The 22,301-nt window shown below is 74.4% G+C and carries 26 protein-coding genes; 13 read left to right on the top strand and 13 right to left on the bottom strand.

Going from position 1 to position 22,301, the window contains the following annotated elements; genetic code table 11:
• Positions 1 to 51 precede the first annotated feature (51 nt).
• Positions 52 to 816, bottom strand: a complete 765-nt coding sequence (locus ABZ885_RS14730; RefSeq protein WP_360187649.1) for a sporulation protein — start codon at positions 814 to 816, stop codon at positions 52 to 54.
• 172 nt (positions 817 to 988) lie between these two features.
• Between ABZ885_RS14730 and ABZ885_RS14725 the strand changes: the two genes are divergently transcribed.
• Positions 989 to 1,726 (top strand): FadR/GntR family transcriptional regulator, encoded by a 738-nt coding sequence (locus ABZ885_RS14725; protein WP_360187647.1) that lies wholly within the window; start codon positions 989 to 991, stop codon positions 1,724 to 1,726.
• 61 nt (positions 1,727 to 1,787) lie between these two features.
• On the top strand, positions 1,788 to 3,047 hold the full coding sequence (locus ABZ885_RS14720; RefSeq protein ID WP_360187645.1) for an MFS transporter: 1,260 nt from the start codon (positions 1,788 to 1,790) through the stop codon (positions 3,045 to 3,047).
• A gap of 37 nt (positions 3,048 to 3,084) precedes the next feature.
• On the opposite strand, the gene ABZ885_RS14715 is transcribed toward ABZ885_RS14720, so the two are convergent.
• From ABZ885_RS14715 to ABZ885_RS14700, 4 genes are all read right to left on the bottom strand, one after another.
• The gene (locus ABZ885_RS14715; protein WP_360187643.1) at positions 3,085 to 3,801 is read right to left on the bottom strand and encodes an ABC transporter permease; all 717 of its coding nucleotides are present in this window, start codon (positions 3,799 to 3,801) and stop codon (positions 3,085 to 3,087) included.
• A gap of 114 nt (positions 3,802 to 3,915) precedes the next feature.
• A complete protein-coding gene (locus ABZ885_RS14710) occupies positions 3,916 to 4,857 on the bottom strand; it encodes an ABC transporter ATP-binding protein (RefSeq protein WP_360187642.1) in 942 nt (313 codons plus the stop codon).
• Between the two features lie 23 nt (positions 4,858 to 4,880).
• Positions 4,881 to 5,783, bottom strand: coding sequence for an ABC transporter permease (locus ABZ885_RS14705; protein WP_360187640.1), 903 nt, complete (start codon positions 5,781 to 5,783; stop codon positions 4,881 to 4,883).
• Entirely contained in the window at positions 5,767 to 6,786 is a 1,020-nt protein-coding gene (locus tag ABZ885_RS14700) for an ABC transporter ATP-binding protein (RefSeq protein ID WP_360187638.1), read from the bottom strand. Before ABZ885_RS14700 ends, ABZ885_RS14705 begins: the two co-directional genes overlap by 17 nt.
• A 186-nt stretch (positions 6,787 to 6,972) precedes the next feature.
• Here ABZ885_RS14700 and ABZ885_RS14695 point away from each other — a divergent pair, with 186 nt between their 5' ends.
• The 4 genes from ABZ885_RS14695 to ABZ885_RS14680 are packed head-to-tail and all read left to right on the top strand — an operon-like array spanning position 6,973 to position 10,328.
• Positions 6,973 to 7,404: a hypothetical protein gene (locus ABZ885_RS14695; protein WP_360187637.1), complete on the top strand. Its 432-nt coding sequence runs from the start codon at positions 6,973 to 6,975 to the stop codon at positions 7,402 to 7,404.
• Between the two features lie 14 nt (positions 7,405 to 7,418).
• The gene (locus ABZ885_RS14690; protein ID WP_360187635.1) at positions 7,419 to 7,829 is read left to right on the top strand and encodes a hypothetical protein; all 411 of its coding nucleotides are present in this window, start codon (positions 7,419 to 7,421) and stop codon (positions 7,827 to 7,829) included.
• Positions 7,830 to 7,866: 37 nt separating this feature from the next.
• The gene (locus ABZ885_RS14685; RefSeq protein WP_360187658.1) at positions 7,867 to 9,705 is read left to right on the top strand and encodes a DUF6571 family protein; all 1,839 of its coding nucleotides are present in this window, start codon (positions 7,867 to 7,869) and stop codon (positions 9,703 to 9,705) included.
• Entirely contained in the window at positions 9,702 to 10,328 is a 627-nt protein-coding gene (locus ABZ885_RS14680; protein ID WP_360187634.1) for a hypothetical protein, read from the top strand. The genes ABZ885_RS14685 and ABZ885_RS14680 overlap by 4 nt, the downstream gene beginning before the upstream one ends.
• 58 nt (positions 10,329 to 10,386) lie before the next feature.
• On the opposite strand, the gene ABZ885_RS14675 is transcribed toward ABZ885_RS14680, so the two are convergent.
• The 7 genes from ABZ885_RS14675 to ABZ885_RS14645 all read right to left on the bottom strand — a co-directional run bounded on the left by ABZ885_RS14675 (position 10,387) and on the right by ABZ885_RS14645 (position 17,157).
• Positions 10,387 to 11,475, bottom strand: coding sequence for a hypothetical protein (locus ABZ885_RS14675; RefSeq protein ID WP_360187632.1), 1,089 nt, complete (start codon positions 11,473 to 11,475; stop codon positions 10,387 to 10,389).
• Positions 11,472 to 12,374, bottom strand: coding sequence for a hypothetical protein (locus ABZ885_RS14670; protein ID WP_360187630.1), 903 nt, complete (start codon positions 12,372 to 12,374; stop codon positions 11,472 to 11,474). The genes ABZ885_RS14675 and ABZ885_RS14670 overlap by 4 nt, the downstream gene beginning before the upstream one ends.
• Positions 12,371 to 13,234: a hypothetical protein gene (locus ABZ885_RS14665; protein WP_360187628.1), complete on the bottom strand. Its 864-nt coding sequence runs from the start codon at positions 13,232 to 13,234 to the stop codon at positions 12,371 to 12,373. The genes ABZ885_RS14670 and ABZ885_RS14665 overlap by 4 nt, the downstream gene beginning before the upstream one ends.
• A 53-nt stretch (positions 13,235 to 13,287) precedes the next feature.
• The gene (locus ABZ885_RS14660; RefSeq protein WP_360187626.1) at positions 13,288 to 14,193 is read right to left on the bottom strand and encodes a hypothetical protein; all 906 of its coding nucleotides are present in this window, start codon (positions 14,191 to 14,193) and stop codon (positions 13,288 to 13,290) included.
• A gap of 294 nt (positions 14,194 to 14,487) precedes the next feature.
• Complete coding sequence (locus ABZ885_RS14655; RefSeq protein WP_360187624.1) at positions 14,488 to 15,117, bottom strand: hypothetical protein; 630 nt, start codon at positions 15,115 to 15,117, stop codon at positions 14,488 to 14,490.
• 94 nt (positions 15,118 to 15,211) lie between these two features.
• Positions 15,212 to 16,099 carry an LLM class flavin-dependent oxidoreductase gene (locus ABZ885_RS14650; protein ID WP_360187622.1) on the bottom strand — a complete coding sequence of 296 codons (888 nt, stop codon included), beginning with the start codon at positions 16,097 to 16,099 and terminating at the stop codon, positions 15,212 to 15,214.
• Positions 16,100 to 16,245: 146 nt separating this feature from the next.
• On the bottom strand, positions 16,246 to 17,157 hold the full coding sequence (locus ABZ885_RS14645) for a serine/threonine-protein kinase (protein WP_360187620.1): 912 nt from the start codon (positions 17,155 to 17,157) through the stop codon (positions 16,246 to 16,248).
• Positions 17,158 to 17,243: 86 nt separating this feature from the next.
• On the opposite strand from ABZ885_RS14645, the gene ABZ885_RS14640 reads away from it, so the two are divergent.
• The 5 genes from ABZ885_RS14640 to ABZ885_RS14620 all read left to right on the top strand — a co-directional run bounded on the left by ABZ885_RS14640 (position 17,244) and on the right by ABZ885_RS14620 (position 20,277).
• The gene (locus tag ABZ885_RS14640; RefSeq protein ID WP_360187618.1) at positions 17,244 to 17,789 is read left to right on the top strand and encodes an RNA polymerase sigma factor; all 546 of its coding nucleotides are present in this window, start codon (positions 17,244 to 17,246) and stop codon (positions 17,787 to 17,789) included.
• Entirely contained in the window at positions 17,786 to 18,658 is an 873-nt protein-coding gene (locus tag ABZ885_RS14635; protein WP_360187617.1) for a hypothetical protein, read from the top strand. Before ABZ885_RS14640 ends, ABZ885_RS14635 begins: the two co-directional genes overlap by 4 nt.
• Positions 18,659 to 18,752: 94 nt before the next feature.
• Positions 18,753 to 19,448: a hypothetical protein gene (locus ABZ885_RS14630; protein ID WP_360187615.1), complete on the top strand. Its 696-nt coding sequence runs from the start codon at positions 18,753 to 18,755 to the stop codon at positions 19,446 to 19,448.
• A 182-nt stretch (positions 19,449 to 19,630) separates the two neighbouring features.
• Positions 19,631 to 19,879, top strand: coding sequence for a hypothetical protein (locus ABZ885_RS14625; protein WP_360187613.1), 249 nt, complete (start codon positions 19,631 to 19,633; stop codon positions 19,877 to 19,879).
• The gene (locus ABZ885_RS14620; RefSeq protein ID WP_360187611.1) at positions 19,876 to 20,277 is read left to right on the top strand and encodes a DNA-binding protein; all 402 of its coding nucleotides are present in this window, start codon (positions 19,876 to 19,878) and stop codon (positions 20,275 to 20,277) included. Before ABZ885_RS14625 ends, ABZ885_RS14620 begins: the two co-directional genes overlap by 4 nt.
• A gap of 95 nt (positions 20,278 to 20,372) precedes the next feature.
• Here the strand turns inward: ABZ885_RS14620 and ABZ885_RS14615 are convergent, their stop codons facing one another.
• Complete coding sequence (locus tag ABZ885_RS14615) at positions 20,373 to 20,561, bottom strand: hypothetical protein (RefSeq protein ID WP_360187609.1); 189 nt, start codon at positions 20,559 to 20,561, stop codon at positions 20,373 to 20,375.
• Positions 20,562 to 20,711: 150 nt separating this feature from the next.
• Between ABZ885_RS14615 and ABZ885_RS14610 the strand changes: the two genes are divergently transcribed.
• Positions 20,712 to 21,203 carry a hypothetical protein gene (locus tag ABZ885_RS14610; RefSeq protein WP_360187608.1) on the top strand — a complete coding sequence of 164 codons (492 nt, stop codon included), beginning with the start codon at positions 20,712 to 20,714 and terminating at the stop codon, positions 21,201 to 21,203.
• 79 nt (positions 21,204 to 21,282) lie between these two features.
• Positions 21,283 to 22,301 (top strand): hypothetical protein (locus ABZ885_RS14605; RefSeq protein ID WP_360187606.1); only part of this gene is annotated, 1,019 nt, incomplete at its 3' end.

Below are 22,301 nucleotides of genomic sequence, written 5' to 3'. Positions count from 1 at the left end.
GCCCGGCCCCCCGGCCCCGGGGCTTCCGCACCCCGGGGCCGCCCCGCGGCGTCAGAGCGCCGCGCGGATCCAGCCGTCGACCAGACCGGTGAGGTCCTGGCCGGCCTGGCCGTGCTCGACCACGTGGGTGCGGATCACGTCGCCGCCGTGGCCGAACAGTCCGCCGCGCTTGTCGGCCTCCAGCACCACCTCGACCCGGTGCGGGGTGGTGACGAAGCTGACCTCCAGCGAGTTGCAGGCGTGCGCGTACTGCGGCGCCGGGGAGAACTCGATCTCCTGGTAGAACGGCAGCGTCTGCCCGGTGCCGCGGATGTGGCCGGCCTCCAGGTCCGCCGAGCGGAAGCGGAAGCCCAGCTGCAGCAGGGTGTCCAGGATCCGGTGCTGGACCGGCAGCGGCTCGACCCCCAGCGGGTCGGAGTCGCCCTTGTCGAGCGCGCCCGCGATGTCCACCTCGGTCCGCACGCCGAGCTGCATGCCGTGCAGGTGCTGACCGGCGACGCTGGTCACCGGCGTCTCCCAGGGCACCTGGACGGCGAACGGGATCGACCGGTTCTCGCCGGGCGCCAGCACCAGCGGGGCGGTGACCGAGAACCGCGCGAACGGGTACAGCCCGGTGCTCTCGCCCTCCTCGTGCTCGATCTCCACCCGCGCGACCAGCGTCAGGGTGATCCCCCGGATGTCCGCCTCGACCGTCCCCCCGGACAGCTCGACCGTGCCCTGCAACGTACCGCCGGGCTGGACCACCGGCGTGGTCAGCACCGTGTCGACACCGGGACCGCCGACGCCCAGGGCACCGAGCAGCTTCTTGAACACCATCGGGCGCTCTCCTCGAAATAGGGGGTGGACCGAAGTCGTCGGGAGGAACGCGGGCCGGGCCCGGACGGTTCCCGCGCTGTTCACCGATGGTCCAGCGCCAGTTGTAGGATGACCGGGCAAGACAGTTGTAGGATGACCGATGACCGGCCGACGAACCCCGGAGGAAGCCGCCATGACCAGCGCCGACGGCAACCGCACGCTGCACGCCGCCGGGCGGCGCTCGCTGGTGGACACCGCGATCGACCAGCTGCGCGAGCAGCTGGCGGCGGGGACCTGGCCGGTCGGCGCACGGATCCCCACCGAGCACGAGCTGGCCGAGCAGCTGCAGGTCGGGCGGAACACCGTCCGGGAGGCGATCCGGGTGCTGGTGCACGCCGGCATGCTGGTCTCCCGGCAGGGCGAGGGCACCTTCGTCCGCAGCACCAGCGACCCGGCCTCCGTCCTGCGGGGCGTGCAGCGGTCCGGCGTCCGGGACGTGCTGGAGGTCCGCGCGGCCCTGGAGGCCGAGGGCGCCCGGCTGGCCGCGCTGCGGCACACGCCCGAGGACATCGTCCGGATGCGGGCCGCGCTGGCCCGCGAGGCCGAGGTGATCGCGGCGCACCCCGAGCGGGCCGGCCGCGAGGCGACCGTCGAGCACGACCTCGAGTTCCACACCGCCGTGGTCGAGGCCGCGCACAACCCGGCGCTCGCCGAGGTGTACCGCTACTTCGGCGCCTCGGTGCGCGAGTCGATGCGGACGGCCTTCGGGGACCACGAGATGCCCGAGGTGGTCGTGGCTACCCACGAGGCGCTGGTGGACGCGATCGAGAGCGGCGACCCGGACCGCGCCGAGGCGGCGTGCCGGGCGCTGCTCGCCGAGCCCACCGCGGCCGTCGAGCAGCTCCTCGCGGCCATCGCGGCCCGGAAGTAAGCGGCCACGAGCCCCTTCCGCCGTCCGCCCCCCTCATTCCACGAAAGAGCAGCACGTCCTCATGGCAGTCACCCGTGCCCAGCAGCCGGTTGTCACCACGTCCTCCGTCGTCCCCCCGGTCCGCGCCCGGCTGGCCCACCCCGCGCTGCTGCTGACCGGCATCGTGCTGGTCGCGCTCAACATGCGCGCCTGCCTGGCCGCGGTGTCGCCGATGGTCGCCGAGATCCAGCACACCTTCGGCCTCTCCGCCACCGCGAGCGGCCTGATCACCACCGTGCCGGTGCTGTTCCAGGGCGTCGGCGCCCCGCTCACCCCGCGGCTGACCCGGCGGTTCGGCACCGAGCGGGTGGTGCTGGGCGCGGTGCTGGTGCTCGGCGCGGGCGTCCTGCTGCGGGTGCTGCCCTCGGTGGCGGCGCTGTACGCGGGCTGCGTGGTGATCGGCGTGGCGATCGCGGTGCTGAACGTCTCGATGCCGGGCCTGGTGAAGCGCGAGTTCCCGGGCCGGGCGGCGGCGATGACCGGCGTCTACTCGACCACCATGCTGGTCGGCGCGACGCTGGCGGCCGGGACGTCGGTGCCGCTGGAGCACGCCCTCGGGGGCGGCTGGCAGGCCTCGCTGGGCGCCTGGTCGCTGCTGGCACTGGTCGCCGCGGTGGCCTGGCTGCCGCAGGTGCTGCGTTCGCGGCAGGAACGGGTGCAGGTGACCGCGGCGGCCCAGGCGGCACCGGCGGCACCGGCGGCGCGGCCGGTCACGAGCCTCTGGCGGACCCCGCTGGCCTGGCAGATCAGCCTCTTCATGGGCATCTCGTCGCTGCTGGTCTACACCCTGGTCGCGTGGATGCCGACCATCCTGGCCGACCACGGCATGGACCGCGGCGAGGCCGGCCTGGTCTTCGCCTTCTCCAACCTGGTCCAGGTGGCCGGCGCCTTCCTGGTGCCGCTGCTGGCGGGCCGGATGACCCGGCAGCGGGCGCTGGCCGTGGTGATGGCCGGGCTGAACGCGCTCGGCATCGCCGTCCTGCTGATCGCCCCGGTGCCCGGCGCCTGGGTGGCCGCCACCATCCTGGGCGTCGCCCAGGGCGGTTCGCTGGGCCTCGGCCTCGCCTTCATCGTGCTGCGGACCGACAGCGTCGCCGGCGCCGCCCGGCTGGGCGGCATGTCGCAGGCGGTCGGCTACCTGGTGGCGGCGGCCGGCCCGGTCGGCGCGGGGGCGCTGCACCAGCTGACCGGCGACTGGACCACCCCGCTGGCGCTGATGCTGGTCCTGGCCGGCGTGGTCGCCGCGGCCGGCTGGGGCGCGGGGCGCAACCGGACGCTCTGACCGGACGCGCCCCGGCGGCCGCCCCGGCCCCGGGGCGTCACTCCTCGGTGGCCAGGGTCAGTCCGGCCAGCTTCACCGCGGCCAGCACGGTCGCGGCCGCGGTGAGCGCCAGCAGCAGCGGCACGGCCACGCCGAGCCCGACGTCCGCGGTGATCGCGCCGTCCCCGGCCACCGCCCGGCCCACCGAGAGCCCCCACTGCTGGATGCTCAGCGTCCGGGCGCCCTCGACGAAGTTGCCGATCAGCGACTCCCAGACCAGCGCGTACGCCAGCCCGGCCACCACCGCGTGCCGGGTGACCACGCCGAGCAGCAGGAAGAGCGCGCTGTACGCGGCGCCGGCCACCAGGGTGGCGACGGTGTAGCCGAGCGCCAGCCCGTCCCGGGTGCCGTACAGCAGCAGGCCGGCCAGCAGGGTCGGGACGGCCGCGAACACCCAGGTGGTGCCGACCGCGACGGCCAGCTTGGTGGTGATGATCTTCCACCGGGGCAGCGGCTTGGCGAGCAGGTAGACGATCGAGCCGTCGTCGATCTCGGTGGCGATGGCGCCGGTGCCGACGACCAGGCCGAGGATCGGCAGCAGGGTGCCGAGGCCCAGCTGGCCGAGGATCTTGACGGCCAGGTCGTGCCGGTCCCCGCTGGAGCCGGCGGCGATCGCCGAGACGAGCAGGAGCAGGGCGGGGACCACCAGCAGCAGGATGCCGCGGCGGCGGCCCAGCAGGCCGCGCAGCGTCAGCCTGGCGACGGTCGGGTTCATGGTGTGGTCGGCCTTCCTGGGTCCGGTTCCGGGGTGGCGTCCGACGGGGTGCCGGTCGCGGAGTGCTGGTGTCGGGGGTGCTGGTCGCGGGGGTGCTGGTCGCGGGGGGCTCTGCTACGCGGAGACGAGGTACGAGAAGACGCTCTCCAGCGACTCGTCCGCCGGTGCGACGGTGTACAGCCGGATGCCCGCCTGCCGGGCGACCTTCGGCAGCAGGGTGGTGAAGCCCTGGAAGTCCACCGCCTGGATGCGCAGGGCACCCTCGCCGGAGCCGCCGTCCGGCAGGGCCTGCCGGTCCACCTCGATGCCGGCCGTGGAGGGGTCGGCGATCAGCGCGGCCGCCAGCCGGCGGTCGTCGCTGGAGCTGACCAGGTAGCGGTGCGGGCGGTCGGTCATCAGCCGGCGGATCTTCCGGAAGTCCCCGGACGCGGCGTGCCGGCCGGCCACCACCACCTCGATGTGCCGGGCCAGCTGCTCGACCTCCTCCAGGATGTGCGAGGAGAAGAGCACCGTCCGGCCGTCGGCGCCGAAGCGGCGCAGCAGCTCCATCAGCTGGAGCCGCTGGCGCGGGTCCATGCCGTTGAACGGCTCGTCGAGCAGCAGCACCGCCGGGTCGTGGACCAGCGCGGAGGCCATCTTGACCCGCTGCTTCATGCCCTTGGAGTAGGTGCCGGTCTTCCGCTCCTGGGCGTACGCCATCTCGACCAGGTCCAGCGCCCGCCGGGCGGCGGCGCCGGGGTCGGCGAGGCCGTGCAGTTCGGCGTTGGCGAGGACGAACTCCCAGCCGGTCAGGTAGTCGTACATCGACTCGCGCTCGGGGACGAGCCCGATCTGCCGGTACGCCTCCTGGTTGCGCCAGATCGGTGCGCCGTCCAGGGTGACCGCCCCGCTGGAGGGGGCGAGGAAGCCGCTCATCATGTGGATGAGGGTGGACTTGCCCGCGCCGTTGGGCCCGAGCAGCCCGGTGATGCCGGGACCGATCGTCATGCTGACGTCGTTGACGGCGACCACGTTGCCGAACCAACGCGAGACCTGGTCGATGCTGATGGTGGCCATGACGCCCTCTCAGGTGGTGGTGGTCAGATGCTGCGGTAGCGGCGCAGCAGCAGCGCGTACGAGCCGGCCACCATCGCGGCCGCGGTGGCGGTGAAGACGAGCACGCCGAGGGCGCCGGGCGCGTGCATCCGCTCCGGACCGCTGCCGAGGTCGAACAGCTCGTTGGTCAGGCTCTCCACGAGCCCGCCGGGCGAGAGCAGCGTGATCCACTGGGCGGAGTCCGGCACGGCGGACGAGACGCCCCGGCTGATGCCGGTGACGATCCCGACCACCGCGGTGCTGACCGCCAGGTAGCCCATGATCGCGGCCACCCCGAAGCCGCGGCGCGGCGTGGCCGCGGCGATCACCACCGCCACCGAGGTCGGCACCAGGGCGTACAGCACCGCTGCGGCCAGCCCGTACAGGAAGTGCGCGGTCTGGTGGCCGAGGCCCAGCCCGCCGAGCAGCGCGCCGGCGTAGAGCACCAGCAGCGGGGCGACCATCAGCAGCAGCTGGGCGGAGGCCATCGCGGCGAACTTGGCCCGGACGTAGTCGGCCCGGGTGATCGGGCGGGAGAAGTAGAGCGGGACGGTGTGGTGCCGGAGGTCCCGGGAGAACAGCACGGGCGCCTGCGAGGCGAGGAAGATCGAGACGACCAGCCCGACCACGCTCAGGTACTGGGGGTAGTCGACCGGCAGGTCGTCCTGCTTGGTGACCAGGGTGATCGCCACCATGATCGCGGCGGGCGCGACGGCCGCCCCGAGTACCAGCATCGGCAGCACCTTGGACTTGCCCGAGCGGCCGAGCCCGTACGCGGCGCGCAGGCTCTGGGTGAACAGCGAGCGGGTCGCGTAGGAGCGGCCCAGCCGGGGGCCGGTGTAGCCGCGGTAGCCGATGTCGTGGATGACGCCGGTGTCGGCGGACCCGGTCTCAGGAGGCAGCGGCATCTGCGGCACCTCCCTGGTGCTCGGTGGTGGGGTCGGTGGGGCCGTCACCGGTACCGGTGAAGAGCTCGGCGACCCGGTGACGGCGCTGCTCCAGCCGGACCAGCCCGAGGCCGAGGTCCGCGACCGCGTCGCGGATCGCGTCGTACGTGTCGTCACCCGCGAGCCGGACCAGCAGGGTCCGCGGGCCGTCCGTCTCCACCGCCAGCCCGGCGGCGGCCAGCCGCCCGTGCACGGCGGCGCTCGCGTCGGGGGCGCTCGCGTCGGCGCCGCCGCCGACCGCGGCGTGGCCGTCCGGGAAGTCCGTCACCTCGACGGCGAGGGTCGCCGTCGCACCGGTGAAGGAGGCGGTGGAGGAGGAGCGCAGCAGCCGGCCGCCGTCGATCACCACCAGGTGGTCGCAGGTGCGCTCCAGCTCGCCGAGCAGGTGGGTGGTGACCAGGACCGAGATGCCGAAGTCGGTGTACACCCGGCGGATCAGCGCCAGCATGTCGTCCCGGCCGGCCGGGTCCAGCCCGTTGGTGGGCTCGTCCAGCAGGACCAGCTTCGGGTCGTGCACCAGCGCCTGGGCCAGTTTCACCCGCTGCTTCATGCCGGTCGAGTACCCGCCCATCGGCCGGTACCGCTCCTCGTACAGGCCGACGTGCCGGAGCGTGTCGGCCGTGCGCTCCCGGGCGGCCGCGGCCGGCAGCCCGGCCATCCGCGCCATGTGCACCACGAACTCGGTCGCCGAGACGTCCGGCGGCAGGCAGTCGTGCTCCGGCATGTAGCCGACCTGCTCGCGGATCTCGGAGCCCTGGGTGGCGACGTCCAGCCCGAGCACCCGGCCGGTACCCGCGGTCGCGGGGGCCAGCCCGAGCAGGATCTTGATGAGTGTGGACTTGCCCGCCCCGTTCGCCCCCACCAGGCCGACCACCCCGGGCTCCACCTCAACGGTGAGCCGATCGAGGGCGGTGACCCGGGGGAACCTCTTGGTGAGGCCGTCCGTCTTGATGACAGTGGACACGTCCCTCACCGTAGTGTGCGCGTCGTGTGCAGGCCATGAGCTCGAATGACGAGCCCGGCATGGTGCTGCGGTATGACATCCACCGGTGATCCCCTAGGGGTCGGCAGCGGCGGCGCTTTTGTACCCTGGTCGAATTCTCGACGGGGCCGCCAGGCCGACAACCCCCGGCCGGAGGGAGTTGGACACGTGACCGACCGCGCAACCGAGTTCGACCGCATGATGAACCCTTGGGCCTACGACCCCGCAGGCAATCTGACGGTCAAGGCACATCAGCAGGAGACCGCCCACGCGCGGCGCAACTCCTCCAACGCCCCCGGCGACGGCGGCGGGACGGTCGGGGTCGACCCGGAGAAGCTGGGCGGCGCCGCCAACGCGTCCGACGAGATCCACGGCCGGGTCAACGGCGACGGCCGGGCCGCGGACGACGAGACCTCCAAGGTGTCCGCCTCGCTCGCCAACTGGAGCACCGGCAAGGCCGCCGCGCAGACCGCGTCCACCTGGGACCAGCAGATCGCCGCGCTCAACGCCACGATCGGCGAGGTCACCCAGGCACTGCGGCAGAGCGCCGCGAACTACAGGAACAACGAATCGGGCGTCAAGCACGACATGGGCGCCTGAGGGGGGCGGACGAGATGGTCGACTTCCACGAACTGAGCACCGCCGAGCTGGACGTCCTCGGCGAGGCCGCCACCGCCTGGGACGACGTGGTCAAGAGACTCCAGGCCATGGACTCGGACTGGGACGGCGCGGTGATCGGCAAGGTCAACGCCGCCAACTGGACCGGCCCCGCGGCCGACCAGGCCCGGCCCAAACTCCAGCGCGTCAACGAGCAGATCAGCGCCGCCGTCACCGAGGCCACCGCCATCGCCTCGGTCTTCCGCGACGCCGGCAACGACTTCAAGGCCGCCAAGTCCAAGCTGGACGAGGCGGTGGCCGCCGCCCAGGGCGACGGACTGACCGTCAGCTCCGACGGCACGGTCAGCTGGCCACCGGCCGACAACGCCACCCGGCACGACCAGGACGCCCTCCAGGCCTACAACTAAGGAGAACCGCACCAAGGCCGAGGCCGCCCGGAAGGCCATCGACGCCGCCGTCGAGGAGGCCACCGCCGCCGACGAGCGGGCCGCCTGGGCGCTGCGCTCCGACGCCACCACCGACAGCGTGAAGTCCTTCAACGCCAAGGCCGTCGGCGCCGGGCCGGACGCGGACGGGATCCGCGCGGCCCAGCTCGCGGGCAAGGGCGGCAAGATCTCCGACGCCGAACTCACCGAGCTGAACTCGCTGTTGGCGGCCAACCAGAACGGCCCGCTGTTCTCCACCCGCTTCTACCAGGACCTCGGCCCGAAGGGGACGCTGCAGGCCTGGAACAGCATGGTCGGCGACGAGTCGCAGTTCAACGGCGCCGGCGACGCCCGCTGGAAGCAGTACCAGGAGCTGCAGAAGAACCTCGGCCTCAACCTGGCCACCGCCACCCGCCCGGGCAACGTGCCGCACCTGCCCGACCAGTGGGCCGCCGACCTGCGCAAGGCCGGCGCCGAGCCGCTGTGGGACAGGCCCTACCGGCAGAGCGGCCTGGACTACGCGCCCTACGGCTACCAGGTGCTCTCCGGCATCCTGCGCACCGGCGACTACGACCCGCACTTCCTCAACCCGATCGCCGAGCACATCACCCAGCTGGACACCGACGAGAAGTACTGGCCGGCCCCGGTGTACGGCCCGCGCAGCGACCGGCGCGGCTTCAACCTGCTGGGCGCGGAGGGCGGTTCGGGCTTCGAGCCGACCACGGCGATCCTGGAGGCGCTCGGCCACAGCCCCGAGGCGGCCACCAAGTTCTTCCACGACGCGCCGACCGCGTACAACACCGACGGCACCGTCAACCCGAACGGCAAGGTCAAGCCGGCCGACTACCTCGACTACTTCACGCACGAGAAGGAGTACACGCCGGACACCGTCTCGCAGAAGAACGAGCTGCGCCAGGCGGGCATGAAGAGCGGCCCGGACGCGCTCGGCCACGCCCTGGAGGCGGCCACCACCGGCCGGCCGTACGACGACCACTCCACCGCGCCCAAGCCCCACACCGCCGACCAGGCCGCCGTGATGAACAAGGTCGTGGAGACCTTCGGCAACCACGGCAACGGCGGCGTCCTCGACGACGTCAAGGGTGGGGACGCGAAGTTCGCCCCGCTGCGGGACAGCCTCGGGCACATGTCCGCCGACTACATCGGCGACGTCCAGCGCGCGCTCTCCCCGCACAAGGACGACCTGCCGGTGAACGGGGTCGCGGCGAACCTCAAGGGCTCGTCGGTCCAGGGCCTGCTGGACGCGCTCGGCCGCGACCCGGACGCGTACGCCGCCGTGGCCAACGCCAACCAGGCCTACTCCACCGCGGTGGTGCGCGGCCACATCGAGAACGGGGCGGACTTCCCCCGGCTGGAGGCCGACATCAACTCGACCTCGCGGGCCGGCGGCGTCATCAGCGGCATCCTCAACGAGGCCCGGATCCACGAGGTCCACACCGAGCACGCCACCTCCGACAAGGAGTACAACGAGGCGCTGGAGAAGAACGCCGGCTACGCCAAGACGGCCTTCACCACCACCATCGGCGCCGTCACCGAGAAGGTGCCGATCGCGGGCGAGGCCGCCGACTTCCTGATCGAGGAGATCACCGACAGCGTGGTCAAGGCCAACGAGCGCGACACCACCGAGGACGGCCGCCAGGAGGGCCGCGACTACGTCGCCGAGGGCCGCGAGGGCACCGCGCTCGGCGCCGAGCAGGCCGTCATCGACGCCGCCAACGGCACCAGGCTCAGCCCGGAGGACGTCCGGCGGCTGGCCGACGGCGCCGGCGACCAGGCCCTCAACGGCTACACCGACGGCTCCAACAGCGACCAGAGCTCCAACGGGAAGGTCTCCGGATGACCGGGGCAGCACGCCGGACGGCGGTGGCCGGCCTCGCGCTGGCCGCCGCCCTCGGCCTGGCCGGGTGCGGCAGCGGCGGCTCCGGCAAGGCCGCCGCGGGCGGGGGCACCGCCTGCGACGGGGTGGTCGGCACCGAACGCGCCGGGGCGCTGCTGGACGAGGGCGCCGGCCCGGCGTTCAAGCTGGACAAGCAGCTCGACGCGGCCCAGCAGCCCGGGCTGCAGCTGCTGGACTGCACGGCCGAGGCCAAGCAGGGCCCCGGCCTCAGCGTGCGGCTGACCGGCAGCGAGACTCCGGGCGGCGGCCTCCAGGCCCCGGCCCCGCCGGCCGGCGAGCCGGTGTTCGCGCTCGGCTTCGGCGAGCACAGCACGGTCACCCGCTGGGGTGCCCGGCTGACCTTCCGCTGTGACGGCACCTACGCGAAGTCCGGCAAGCCGCTCTACTTCACCGTGCAGGCCGGCCCGTACCAGGCCTCGGGCGAGGCGCCGCGGTCGCCCGCACCCCGGTGGACCGCGGAGGCCTGGGCCGCGCTCGCCACCGACAGCGCCCGGCGCGCGGCCGGCGGTGTGCTCGGGTGCACCGCCCCGGTCGACTGGCCGGCCACCCCGGTGCGGTTCGCCTAGGAGGTGTGCCGCGGGCCCCGGGCGGGCGGCACGAGGCGTGCCGCCGCCCGGGGGGCCGTCAGGCCAGCAGGTCGGACTGGAGGGTGACGACCTGGCGGAAGGCCGCGGTCTTCACGCCCTTGGGGTTGGTCATGGTGACCACCGCGACGACGTCCCCCGCCGACAGGTACGCCACCCGGGCGGTCGGCCCGTCGCCCTCCCCGGTGGCCCGGGTCTCGCGGAGGGCGAGGTCGACGCCGGAGACCGAGTCCCAGCCGTCGGTCGAGCCGGTCCTGAGACCGGGGGTGTCCTTCGCCTCGCCGTTGGCGCGCAGGCCGGAGAAGACGTCCCAGGCCTCGCTGGAGGAGCCGAAGGAGAGCAGCCGGATCCGGGTCCGGGTGCCGTCGGTCGCGGTCCACTCCCGGGCGGTGGCGGCCCGGCAGGCGGCCTGCAGCAGCAGGGCGCGCACCTTCGCCTCCTCCTTCTGCTCACCGGCCAGCGCGTCGCAGGGGACCCAGTCGGCGGCGGACGGGCCCGCCGCGGGGCTGCCGGAGGCGCCCGGCGAGGCCGACGGGCTCGCGGAGGGGGACGCGGACGCGGTCGCGGTCGCGGTGGCGGACGGGGTCGCGGAGGGGGTCGCGGACGGGGTCGGGGTCGGGAAGACCACCGGCGCCAGCGAGCCGCCGGCCTCCTTGGGGACGGGCAGCAGCAGGTACCGCAGGTCGGCCGCGTGGCGGCTCTTGTTCTGCCTGGGCGCCGCCTTGCCGGAGGGCAGCGGCGGCAGGGCCAGGGCCGGGAAGGTGTAGCGGCCGTCCGGCGCGGTGGCCAGGCCGGGCAGGTCGGTGCGGTCGGGGGCCATGACGGCCACCGCGGCACCCGTACCGGCCAGCGCGCAGACCAGGACGGCCGCGCCCCAGCGCAGCGCCGCCTTGCGCCGGCGGGTGCGGCGGGCGGCGAGCTCCTCGGGGCTCAGCGGCTCGGGTGCGGGCAGGGCGAAGGGCACGGCCCCGGGCGCGGGCGGCGCGAACGGGTTCGGCGCCTCACCGGCCGGGGCCGGCGGGGCGGCGGGGGCGCCGACCGGGGCCGGCGGGGTGACGGGCGCCTCGGCCGGGGTGGCCGCGCCGTCGTTCGGGGTGGCGCTGTCGTTCGGGGTGGCGCTGTCGGTCATGCGGACGCTCCCGGGCTGGCGAGGCGGTCGAGCTGCTGGGTGAAGAAGGCGACGATCCGGTCCTTGGGCAGCGGTGCCACGCCCTCGGCGGTCATGATCACCAGGAGGTCGCCCTCGGCGGCCGAGCACTCCAGGTAGTCGATCGGCGCGGATGGCGGGGCCGGCATCAGGTAGCAGTGCGCCTCGGGGTGGTTCGGGACGGCGGGGCCGATGCGGAAGAGTCCGGTGTCGCCCGTGAACACGGCCGTGTACTCGTTCTCCTTCTGCACCTCCTGCTGGTTGAACTGGCGCAGCTTCATGCCGATGACCAGGTCGTTCGCCGAGGCCTTGTAGGTGCGCACGCCGGTGCCCCTGATGTGCAGGCCCTCCCAGTACTGGCGGAGCTTGTCCCGCTTGTCCTTGGGGATCTGCTGGAGGTCGTTGTCCAGCTCGGCGGAGAGCTGGTCCGTGCTCAGCTCGGTGTCGTTGCCGTAGCCGCCCTCGTCGGGGCCGAGCGCGTAGCCGGCCGGGACGGGCAGCAGCAGGTCGCGCAGCGAGCCGAAGTGGTTGCCGTTGGCCTTGGCGCCGAAGGGGGTGGCGCCGGCGCTCGGGGCGGGCGCGGCCGTCGGCCCGGCGGCGGTGACCGGCGCGGGGTCGTCGTACTGCGTCTTGATGATGCCGATGCCGATCACCACGCCGACCAGGGCGGCCGCCACCGTCGCCCCGGTGGCGCGCAGGAACCGGCGGGAGGACGGCGCGGGGGCCGACGGGGCCTGCTCGGCGGCGGGCGGCGTCGGGTCGACGGCGGTCACGGCCGCGTCGGCGGCGGGCGCCGCGGGCTCGACGGCCGGTGTCGGCTCGGACGTCGGCCCGGACGTCGGCTCGGGGGCCGTGGCCCCGGTCACGGTGCTGTCGCTCATACCAGCCGCTCCCACTGCTGCTTGGCCATGCCCTTGACGACCTCGGGGTCCACCGGCTGCGTGCCGAAGACCTCGACCTTCATCACCACGGTGCCGCGCTGGGCGACCGCGGTTCCGGCGTAGTACTGCTCGGTGGTCTCGGCCCAGTAGTCGGGGGTGCTGTCGACCTCGTAGCCCCCGTTGGCGTCGTCGGCGAACGGCTTGAGCCCGTAGCTGTCCGCACGGGCCTTGGCCTCGGCGGCGCGGTCGGCCGAGAACTGGAACAGCGTGACCCGGACCTTGAGGCCGTCCTTCTTCCAGTCGACCTCGACGGCGCGCCGGAACTCCTGGGTGTTCAGCCGCTTGAAGACGTCGCCCGACCGGCCGACCCGCTCGGAGAACTCGCCGAGGGTGAGCCAGCTGGGCGTGTCCGGGTAGTCGCCCCACGCGGTGCTGCCGGCCGGGGCGGTCATCAGCAGCTTGCGCAGGTCGCCGTCGATCGCGAGCGGCTTCGGCGCGGCCGCGGCGGCGGCCGCCGGGTCCACCACCGCCGCCGGGTAGGACGGCAGCGCGACCTGGATCGGCGGCAGCGGCGTCTCCGGGCGGCCCGCCTGGACCACGTAGCCGGCGGCGCCGCCGACCACGGCGCCGAGCACCAGCCCGGACACCAGCAGCAGCACCGGCCGCGGACGGCGCGGACGGCGCACCGGCACCGGCACGGGCAGCGGCGCCCCGACGGGCGGGAAGGCGAACAGGTCGACGGCGGGTGCGGCCCCCGGCTCAGCGGGCACGGCGGGACCGGCCGGCGGCGCCGCGGGTACGGCGGGCACGGCCGGCGGAGGCGCGTCGGCGGGCGACGGCTCCACGGGTTCGGTGGTCACGGGAGTGGCTCCAGAAAGGGAAGGGTGACGTCGGACGGGGGTGGCGGCGGGGCTCAGCCGCCGGAGGACAGCCACTCGCGCTGGCGCTTCATCAGCTCGCTCAGCAGGGCCTTGTCCGGGGTGCCCTTCACGTCGACGTCGATGGTGTACTGCACGTCGCCCTGGCTGGAGATGCCGGTCATCGAGCCGGTGTAGGCCTGCTGCTTGGGCTTGCGCACGTAGCCGTGGGCGGCCGGGTCCCCGTCGATGTCGATCGGGTCCAGCTTCATGGTGTAGTTCTTCGCGAAGTCGCCCGCCTGGGTGGCCGATCCGAAGTGCAGCAGGGTGACCGTCACCTCGGCCTTGCCGTCGGCCGTGCGGTACATCCGGGTGGCGGCGTCGCGGTAGCCGTACGACTTGAGGATCCGCATGATGCCGTCCTGCTTGCCGAAGAGGTCGGCCACGTCGTCGTCGGTCATCGGCATGCCGTCGGCCGGTCCGTAGGACTCGCCGCCGTCCGGGATCGGGAGCAGGAAGTAGCGCAGGTCGCCCTCGTGGCGGCCGCCGCTGACGGTGCCCTTGACCGTGCTGGCGGGCTTGGGCACGGGTGCCACGGTGGTCGGCACCGCGGTGGGCGTGGGCGTCGCGGAGGCGGACGCGGTCGGGCTCGCGCTCACCGCCGGGACGGCGGTGGCCGGTGCGGTGGCGGCGGCCGGCCGGGCGGCCGGCTTGCCGACGGCCACGGTGACGGCGGCACTGGTCGCGGTCACGGCGAGCAGGCCCGCGGTGGCCAGGGCGACCCCGACGGCGCGCGGCAGCTTCCGCGCGGGAGCCGCTCCTCCGTCGGGCGCGAAGGCGGGTGCGGCGGCCCCGTGGGGTGCGAGGGCGGGTGCGGCACCGGTATCCGGTACGGCGGTGGTTTCGAACGGGGCCCCCTGGGCCGGATCGGCGGCGGGCGGCACGTTTTCGGGCGCGGACAAGGAACTCCCCCGGGACATGTGGAATGTCGCGCACGGGCCCCTCGCGGGCCACCCCCCCGTGGCTCACCGGCCGACCGTCGCGCGTGTTACCAGGGATTATGAGAGCCGGTCCACACCTCTGCCAAAGAAATCAATCACCGCAACCCGCCCAACGGACGATCAATCGGACACGCCGTGATCGAACCGCAATGGGCACCAGGGGAGCCCGCCCGCGACCGGGTCCGCGGCAGGACTGACGGGCTGTCATCGTGCGCGCGGTCGGCGCCGACGGCTGCGGACTCCCCTGGCCCGCGATCAGGAGTGGGCGCGCTCGGTGACCTCGACGACCTTGCCCGAGGAGTCGATCGCGATCTTGTAGTCCCCGCCCGAGCACGGGTAGAAGCCCTTGGTGCTGACCGGGTCGGCGAGGCACTCGTTGATGTGCTTCACCAGGTCGGCGACGTTGACGTCCTTCGACGGCACCATGACCGAGTTGAGGTGGCCCTTGACCGTCGCCGCGAACGGCGCGTTCTTGTCGGCGCCGGTCGGCTCGAAGACGACGTCGTTGACGCCGCACGCGGTCTTGGTGTCCTTGTAGACCAGCGTGGTGGTGGTCGTCCCCTTGGCCGGGTAGACCCACTTCTGGCCGGCGGGCAGCGGCGCGGCGTCGCAGAAGCCCTCCGGCTCGCCGCTCTCCCCGGCCGAGGGCTTGCCCGAGGGCTTGGCCGTCCCGGCGGGCTGACCGCTCGCGCCCGGCTTGGCCGTCGCGCCGCCGGTGGCACCACCGGTCGCGCCGCCGGTCGGGGCCGCGGTGGCCGGGGCCGTCGGCGCGGCCGAGGCGCTCCCGCCGGCCTGGTCCGAGGAGTTGTCCGGGCCGCAGGCGGAGAGCCCCAGGACGGCGGTGGCGACCAGGCCGGCACCGAGCACTCTGGTGAAGGTGGACATGCGAAAGAACCCCCGTTTAACACATGATCAGATTGTGAGGTGCGGCGGAAAGACTAGCGCTTCCCGCCGTCACCCCTTCGCCCGCCGCGCCGGGTCAGCCCAGCTGCGCCAGGCCCTCGGTGGCGATCCGCTCGAAGACGGCCTGGTCGGCTGCGAAGACCGAGTCCGGCACCGGCCAGTGGATCACCAACTCCGTGATCCCCAGCTCCTGGTAGGCGCCCGCCCAGTCGACGAACGCGTCCAACGAGGACAGCGGCTTCTCCGCCGTCGAGCCCTGCAGCAGCACCTTCTCCAGCGTCGCGACGTCGCGGCCGGCCGCCTCGCAGGCGGCCGTCAGCTTCCCGATCTGCTGCGCGATCACCCCGGGCGCCTGCTCGGGCGGCACGTCCGCCGGCCCGCGCGGGTCGCCGTACGTCACCCAGCCCTGCCCGTACTCGGCGGCCAGCTTCAGGCCGCGCGGCCCGGTCGCAGCGACGTAGAACGGCACCCGCGGCGTCTGCACGCACCCGGGGATGTTCCGCGCCTCCACCGCCGAGTAGTACGTGCCCTCGCGGGTGGTGGCGTCCTCCCGCAGCAGCTCGTCCAGCAGCGGCAGGAACTCGCCGAACCGGTCCGCCCGCTCCCGCGGCGACCACGCCTCCTGGCCCATCGCGGTCGCGTCGAAACCCGTCCCGCCGGCCCCGATCCCGACCGTGATCCGCCCGTCGGACACGTCGTCCAGCGTGACCAGCTCCTTCGCGAGCGTCACCGGGTGCCGGAAGTTCGGCGAGGTCACCAGCGTGCCCAGCCGCAGCCGCTCGGTGGCCGCGGCCGCCGCCGTCAGCGTCGGCACGGCGCCGAACCACGGCTCGTCCCGGAACGACCGCCAGGACAGGTGGTCGTAGGTGTACGCGGCGTGGAAGCCGAGGTCCTCGGCCCGCCGCCAGATCTTCTGCCCCTCGCCCCACCGGTGGATGGGGAGGATCACGGTGCTCAGTCGCATGGCAACGACCCTACGGTAGCCGTCAGCGGCCGGCGCCGTCCGACTTGACGAGGCACTGCCGGGGGCCGCTCCCCCGTTCCCGCCGGATCACGGCCGGACTCCCCTCCAGGACACGACCGCCGGTGCGGACCTGCTCGCTGTCGGATTCAACGCTGCAGCCAGCTCAGCAGGGTCGTCGCCGTGAACACCGTGCCCGACGCCAGACAGACCGTGCGCGGGGTCAGCCACCCGGGGCCGTCCGGGGCCTGGGGCTGCGGGGCCGGAGCCAGCAGCGCGTCCGCGAAGGCCTGGGCGGTCGGCGGTCGGTCCGCCGGCTCGACGGACATCGCGGCCCGTAGCAGCACGGCGACGTTCGGCGGGATCTCCGCTCCGGCCGGGAGCGCCGGCAGCGTCGAGGCGCCCTGCCAGTCGGTCATGAGGGCGGTGGCGCGTCCGCCCGGGCCGAACGGCTTCTGCCCGGTCAGCAGCTCGTAGGCCACGACGGCCAACGCGTACACGTCGGCCCTCCCGTCGAACCCGCCGGTCTGGAAGGCCTGTTCCGGTGCCATGTACGCGGGCGTGCCCGTGGTCACCGTGAGCCCGGATGCGTCGGCCAGTTGCTTGGCGCTGCCCAGATCCGCCACCAGCACCGCGGCGGGCGCGGGGCCGGCGGCGAGCAGCAGGTTGGACGGCTTGACGTCGCGGTGCACCACGCCCGCCGCGTGCAGGACCTGGACCGCGTAGCCCGCCTCCGCGGCCAGCCGCAGCGCCTCCTGCGGATCGCACTGCCCGACCCGGTCCGCCAGGGTGCCGCCGCGTACGTAGTCCATGACGAAGTAGGGCCGGTCCTCCTGCACCCCGACGTCGTGCACCCGGACCACCCGCGGGCTGGCGATCCGGCGCAGCAGCCTCGCCTCCGCCAGGAACCGCTCGCGCACATCCGCGTTGGCGGCCCAGTTCTCGGCCAGCACCTTCACCGCGACCTCGGTGTCGAGCTCCGGATCGTAGGCCTTCCAGACCGTCGCGAAGGAGCCGGCTCCGAGCCGGTCCAGGAGGAGGTAACGGCCGAGCTTGCGCATATGGCAGCATTCTGCCGGAGTCGGGGGGAGTGCGGAACTCCCGTTCGACGGGCGGGATGCCAGGCGGGACGAAACGGGGGGATCCGGTGTTCGAGGAAGGCGAGCTGGAACGGCTCGTGGCGGCTGCTCAGGCGGGGGAGCCGGGGTCGGTGGAGTACCTGCTGGCCAAGCTGCGGCCGGTGGTACTGCGCCGCTGCTCGCGCTTCCTGCCCCACCACGCCGACGCGGAGGAGGCCGCGCAGGACGCGCTGCTGTCCATCAGCACGCACCTGGGCGAGTACGGCGGCCGCGGCTCCTTCCTGGGCTGGGTGACGGTGATCGCCTCGAACGCCGCCCGGTCCACCTACCGATCGATGCGCCGGCGTGCCGAGGACAGCCACGCCGACCTCCCCGAGTCCGTCGACCCGCGCACCACCAGCGTCATCGCCGGGACCCGGCTCGACCTGATGGAGGCGCTGGCCGCGCTGGAGCGGCAGCACCCCGCCCTGGTGGAGTCCTTCGTGCTGCGCGACCTGGGCGATCTGACCTACGGCCAGGTGGCCGAGGAGCTGGGCGCGCCGTTGGGCACGGTCAAGGACCGTATCCACCAGGCCCGCCGCTTCATGCGCGAGCGCCTGGTCACCGGTCTGTGAACGGCGGTCCCGCGGCGGGCGGCGGCCACGCCGTCGTCCGGCCCCGGTCCGCCGTCGCCGCCCTGGTGGCCGCGGTCGTACTCGGGCTGGCGACCGGCCGGTTCGTCCTGCCACCGCCCCCCGGCGCCACCGCGCACCCGGCAGCGCGCCCGGGTACCGCGCCCGGCGGGGCATCCCAGGGCGCGTCCGCTCCCGCGACGCCCGGCGCGTCCGTCCCGGCGCCCGGGTCCTCGGCCTCCGGCTCCGGCTCCGCCTCGCCGACCGGTGCGACCGGTGCGACCGGTGCGACCGGGCCGGTGACGGCCGCGAACCTTCTGCGACCCGCGGCCTTCGGCCCGGACGTCGGCACCGGGCAGATCCACGTCACCGACCGGTACGGCGACGGGGCTTACGCCAACGCGGCCTGCTCCGGCGAGAAGACCCTCACGCAGACCCTGGGCGGGCCCGGTGCCCACTTCCGCGGACTGATGACCGGCACCCGCACCAACCCGGGCGACCCCACGCTGGCCGCCACCCACGCCGACCAGGTCGCCCGCGAGGTCGCCGCCGACACCCGGAGCCCCTCCCTGGCGCAGAACTTCGCCGACCGCCTGCTGCTGGAGGAGGTGCCCTGCCAGGAGGCGGTGCCAGGGCACTGGGTCTACGGAAGGACCACGACGGTGCAGCTCGCCCCGGACGTCACCGCGAGCTGGATGGGCACCTATCAGGGATCCCTCAACACCACCGGTAGGGCGCCCGAGGGCACGGAGCCCTGCGGCGGCATCGCCGTGCTGCGCAGCGGCAGCCACTACGGGGTGCTGGAGGTCGAAGCCTGCCTGGGGACGGCCGCGATGGACCGCGTCGTCAGGACCGCTCTGTCACAGCTGTGAAACAGCGGGTCAGGGCTCCAACTTTCCCTTCTCCGGCGGCATCTCCCCGGTCGTACGAGGACGCAGCAGGCGTCCCGACCAGCAGGGGGACCAGATGACCCGGAACCAGACCGTCCAGCAGAAGTCCGTCCGCCGCAACCGGATCACCGCCGCGGCCTGCTTCGCCGCCGCACTGATCACGGTCGGCGTCGTCGGCGCCCAGTCGGCCGCCGCCGACGGGGCCGCGCACAACGCCTCCCGCCCGGTGACCGCCGCCCGCCCCGCCGCGGTCGCCGCGCCCGGACTCGGCTCCGCCCACCTCGTCCAGAGCGAGGACTTCCAGAAGGGCCTGAACCCGGTCGGCGCGACCGTTGCGCTGACCGGACGCCAGGCGCTGTCCGCGTGCTCCGGCGAGGAGACGATGCGCGACCTGACCAAGGACAAGGCCACCGCGTACGCGTCCGTGACCTGGACCTTCGACACCGACGGCCGACTGACCGAGTCGGCTGCGAGCGCCCCCACCGGGACCGCGGCCGACACCTGGGAGAAGCAGCTCGTCGGGCTCGTCGAGGCCTGCCAGGACGAGCCCGCCGGCCACTGGCGCTACGGCGCGGCCCACACCCTGGCCGTCACCGGCGGCACCGCCCGCTGGTACCCGGCCTACAACGGCGACGGCACCGTCAGCGGCGGGGTCGCGGTCCTGCGCAGCGGCACCAAGGTCGCCGTCGTCGAGCTCACCGGCCAGCCGACCGGCGCCCCGGCCGCTGTCGAAGGCGTCGTCACCGCAGCGCTGGGCCGCCTCCGCTCCTGAACGGCGCCCCGCTCCGCCCGCGCCGGCGGGCGGAGCGGGCCGGAACATCGGAGAGGCCCGCACGCCCAGGGGCCGTCCGCCGTACCCGGACCTCCGGCGGCCCTGCGGCCACGCCCCTGAGCGCCGTCCCGGATGCGGGGCGATCCCCACACCCCAGGTGCATACCGCAGTATGCTCGGACCATGTCAGCAACCACGCGCATCACCGTCACGCTTCCGACGGAGCAGGTGGCCGAGCTCAGGAAGCTCACCGACAACGTGTCCGGGTATGTCGCCGAGGCAGTCGCCCGCCAGATTCGGCACCAGCTGCTCGCCGACGACCTTCGCCGCTACCAGGACGAGCAGGGCGCGTTCACCGACGAGGAGATGTCCGAGGCACACGCAAGGATCTTCGGCTCCGCCGGGCCGGCGGGTTCGGCGAGCGCCGCGTGACCGAGCGTTTCGAGACGGTTGTGCTGGACTCACAGGGGCTGTCCTCGTGGATCACGCAGGACCGAGGCGTGCTGGCGATGCTCCAGGTGTTCCACGCCATGGGAGCCGACTTCGTCGTCGGCGCGAACACCATCGTGGAAGTCACGCACGCACGAGTGAACGAGGCCCGGCTGAACTGGACGCTCTCCCGGGTCAAGGTGGAGCCGGTCACCGAGCAGGCCGCCAGGGTCTCGGCCAAGCTGCTCAGGCAGGCCGGGCTGCACGGCCACAAGTACGCGATCGACGCGACCGTCGCCGAGCTGGCCCTGCGCCAGTCCGGACCGGTGGCCATGCTCACCTCGGACATCGACGACATGGCGAAGCTCTGCGGCAGCCGGGTCCGGCTCATCGCGATCTGACCCGGGGTCCGGACGTTCCCCCGCGAGCCTTCACGCAACTCGGGCGTCGGGCGTCGGGCGTCGCGGGTCCGGCAAGATCCGCCGCCGGACAGGCCCTACGGGTGCGGGCGGGTGCGCTGGGCGGGGAACGGGACCGGGGGCGCGGGGCGGCGGCGGGCGAGTTCGGCGAGGGTGTCGAGCAGGATGTCACCGATCAGGACCGGGTCGCGCCGGGTGTCCGGCGCCCGCGGCGGGCCGGGTTCGGCGGTCGGTGGGCGCTCGTCTTCGAGGTGGCGAGGTGGCATGGCTCTTCCTGCCGACGGGGTGGCCGTAGCCGGTCATGCCCATCCGTGCCCGGAGGGACACCCCGGGCAGGGGTGAATCGGCCGGAAACCTCGTCCCGAGGGCCGAAACCCACCCGGAACGACATACGGGTTGGGGGTATCGTCTGCCGCGTGACGGCGGACGGACGGCGGGGCGGGGGGAGCGGCGGGCGGGCAGCGGCCCGGCTGCTGCTGCTCTGTGCGCTGCTGGCCGGACTCTTCCTGATGCACGGCTCGCCCGTCCCGGCGGGCGGCTGCCACGGGCCGGAGCCGGTCACCGCCGCCGCGCCGGCCGCCATGGACCTCGCGCCGGCCGGAGCCACGGCGGGCTCCCCCGGACACCACGCCGCCCCGGCCGCCGAGCCGGCCCCCGCCCCGGCCGGCCCGCGGGCGGCGGCCGCACCGGGCACCGCGCCCGGGACCGGCCACCCGGCCGCCACCTGCGTGTCGACCCGCGACCGGGACGGCGCCGGACTGCCCGCCCCCGGGCCCGCGGCCCTCGCGGCGGCCGCCGTCCCGCCCGCCGTCCTCGCCGGCCCGCACCGCCGGCCCGCCGACGGACCACGGGCCCCGCCCGCCGCCGGCCGACGGCTGCTGCTCCGGGTGTGCGTCGCACGGACGTGACCGCCCGCGCCGGACCTCCCCGGAAGGAGGCCCGGGCGCCCCGCGTCCTGCCCGTGACACACCGGAAGAGAACCCACGCATGTCCCTCCGCACCCGCAACCGCCGTACCCGCAACCGCGCCCTCGCCCTCGCCGCCGGGGCCGCCGTCCTCTCGCTGACCCTGGCCGCCTGCGGCTCCGACGCGATGAGCGGGATGGACCACGGCACGAGCCCGGCCGCCACCGCCGGGGCGAGCGGCGGCCACCAGGGCCACCCGATGCCCGGCGCCGACGCGGCCACCACGGCCGCCGCCACCGCCGCCACCGCCGCGGCCGGCGGCGCCCCGGCCGAGGAGCAGAACGGCTACCGCCTGACCTCCGCCACCGGCACGCTCGCCGCCGGCGCCGCCGCCGCGTACCGGTTCGCCGTCACCGGCCCGGACGGCAAGCCGGTCACCGCGTTCCGGACCGACCAGACCAAGCGGATGCACTTCTACGCGATCCGCTCCGACCTGACCGGCTTCCAGCACCTGCACCCGGAGATGGGCGCCGACGGCACCTGGACCGCGCCGCTGGCCGCACTCACCGCCGGCACCTGGCGGGTCTACGCCTCGTTCGTCCCGGACAGCGGCGCCGGCCGCGGCACCGGCCTGGTGCTCAGCCGCACGGTGACCGTCCCCGGCGAGGGCGCGGCGGCCGCCGCCGAGCTGCCGGCCGCGACCGGCAGCACCACGGCGGACGGCTACACCGTCACCGTCGAGGGCGCCCCGGCCGCCGGGAGGGCGGGCGAGCTCAAGGTCACCGTGAGCAAGGACGGCACGCCGGTCACCGACCTCCAGCCCTACCTGGAGACCTTCGCCCACCTGACCGCCTTCCACGCCGGCGACCAGGCCTTCGCGCACCTCCACCCGGAGGCCAGGGCCGAGGCGGGCGGCACCGGCGGGCCGGCCCTGGCGTTCCACGCCGAGCTGCCGGCGAGCGGCGACTGGCGGCTGTTCCTGCAGTTCCAGACCGGCGGGCAGCTCCACACCGCCGACGACGGCGCCCTGGCCCGGGTCCGGCTGCCCGGCGGACTGCTGACGGACCGTCAGGCCCTGGCGCTGGCCGACGCCGCCGAGGC

The organism is Kitasatospora sp. NPDC047058, from assembly GCF_040643935.1.
In the GTDB taxonomy this organism is placed as follows: domain Bacteria; phylum Actinomycetota; class Actinomycetes; order Streptomycetales; family Streptomycetaceae; genus Kitasatospora.
Note: the sequence above shows the minus strand (reverse complement) of the source record. Positions and strands in the feature narration are given on the sequence as shown.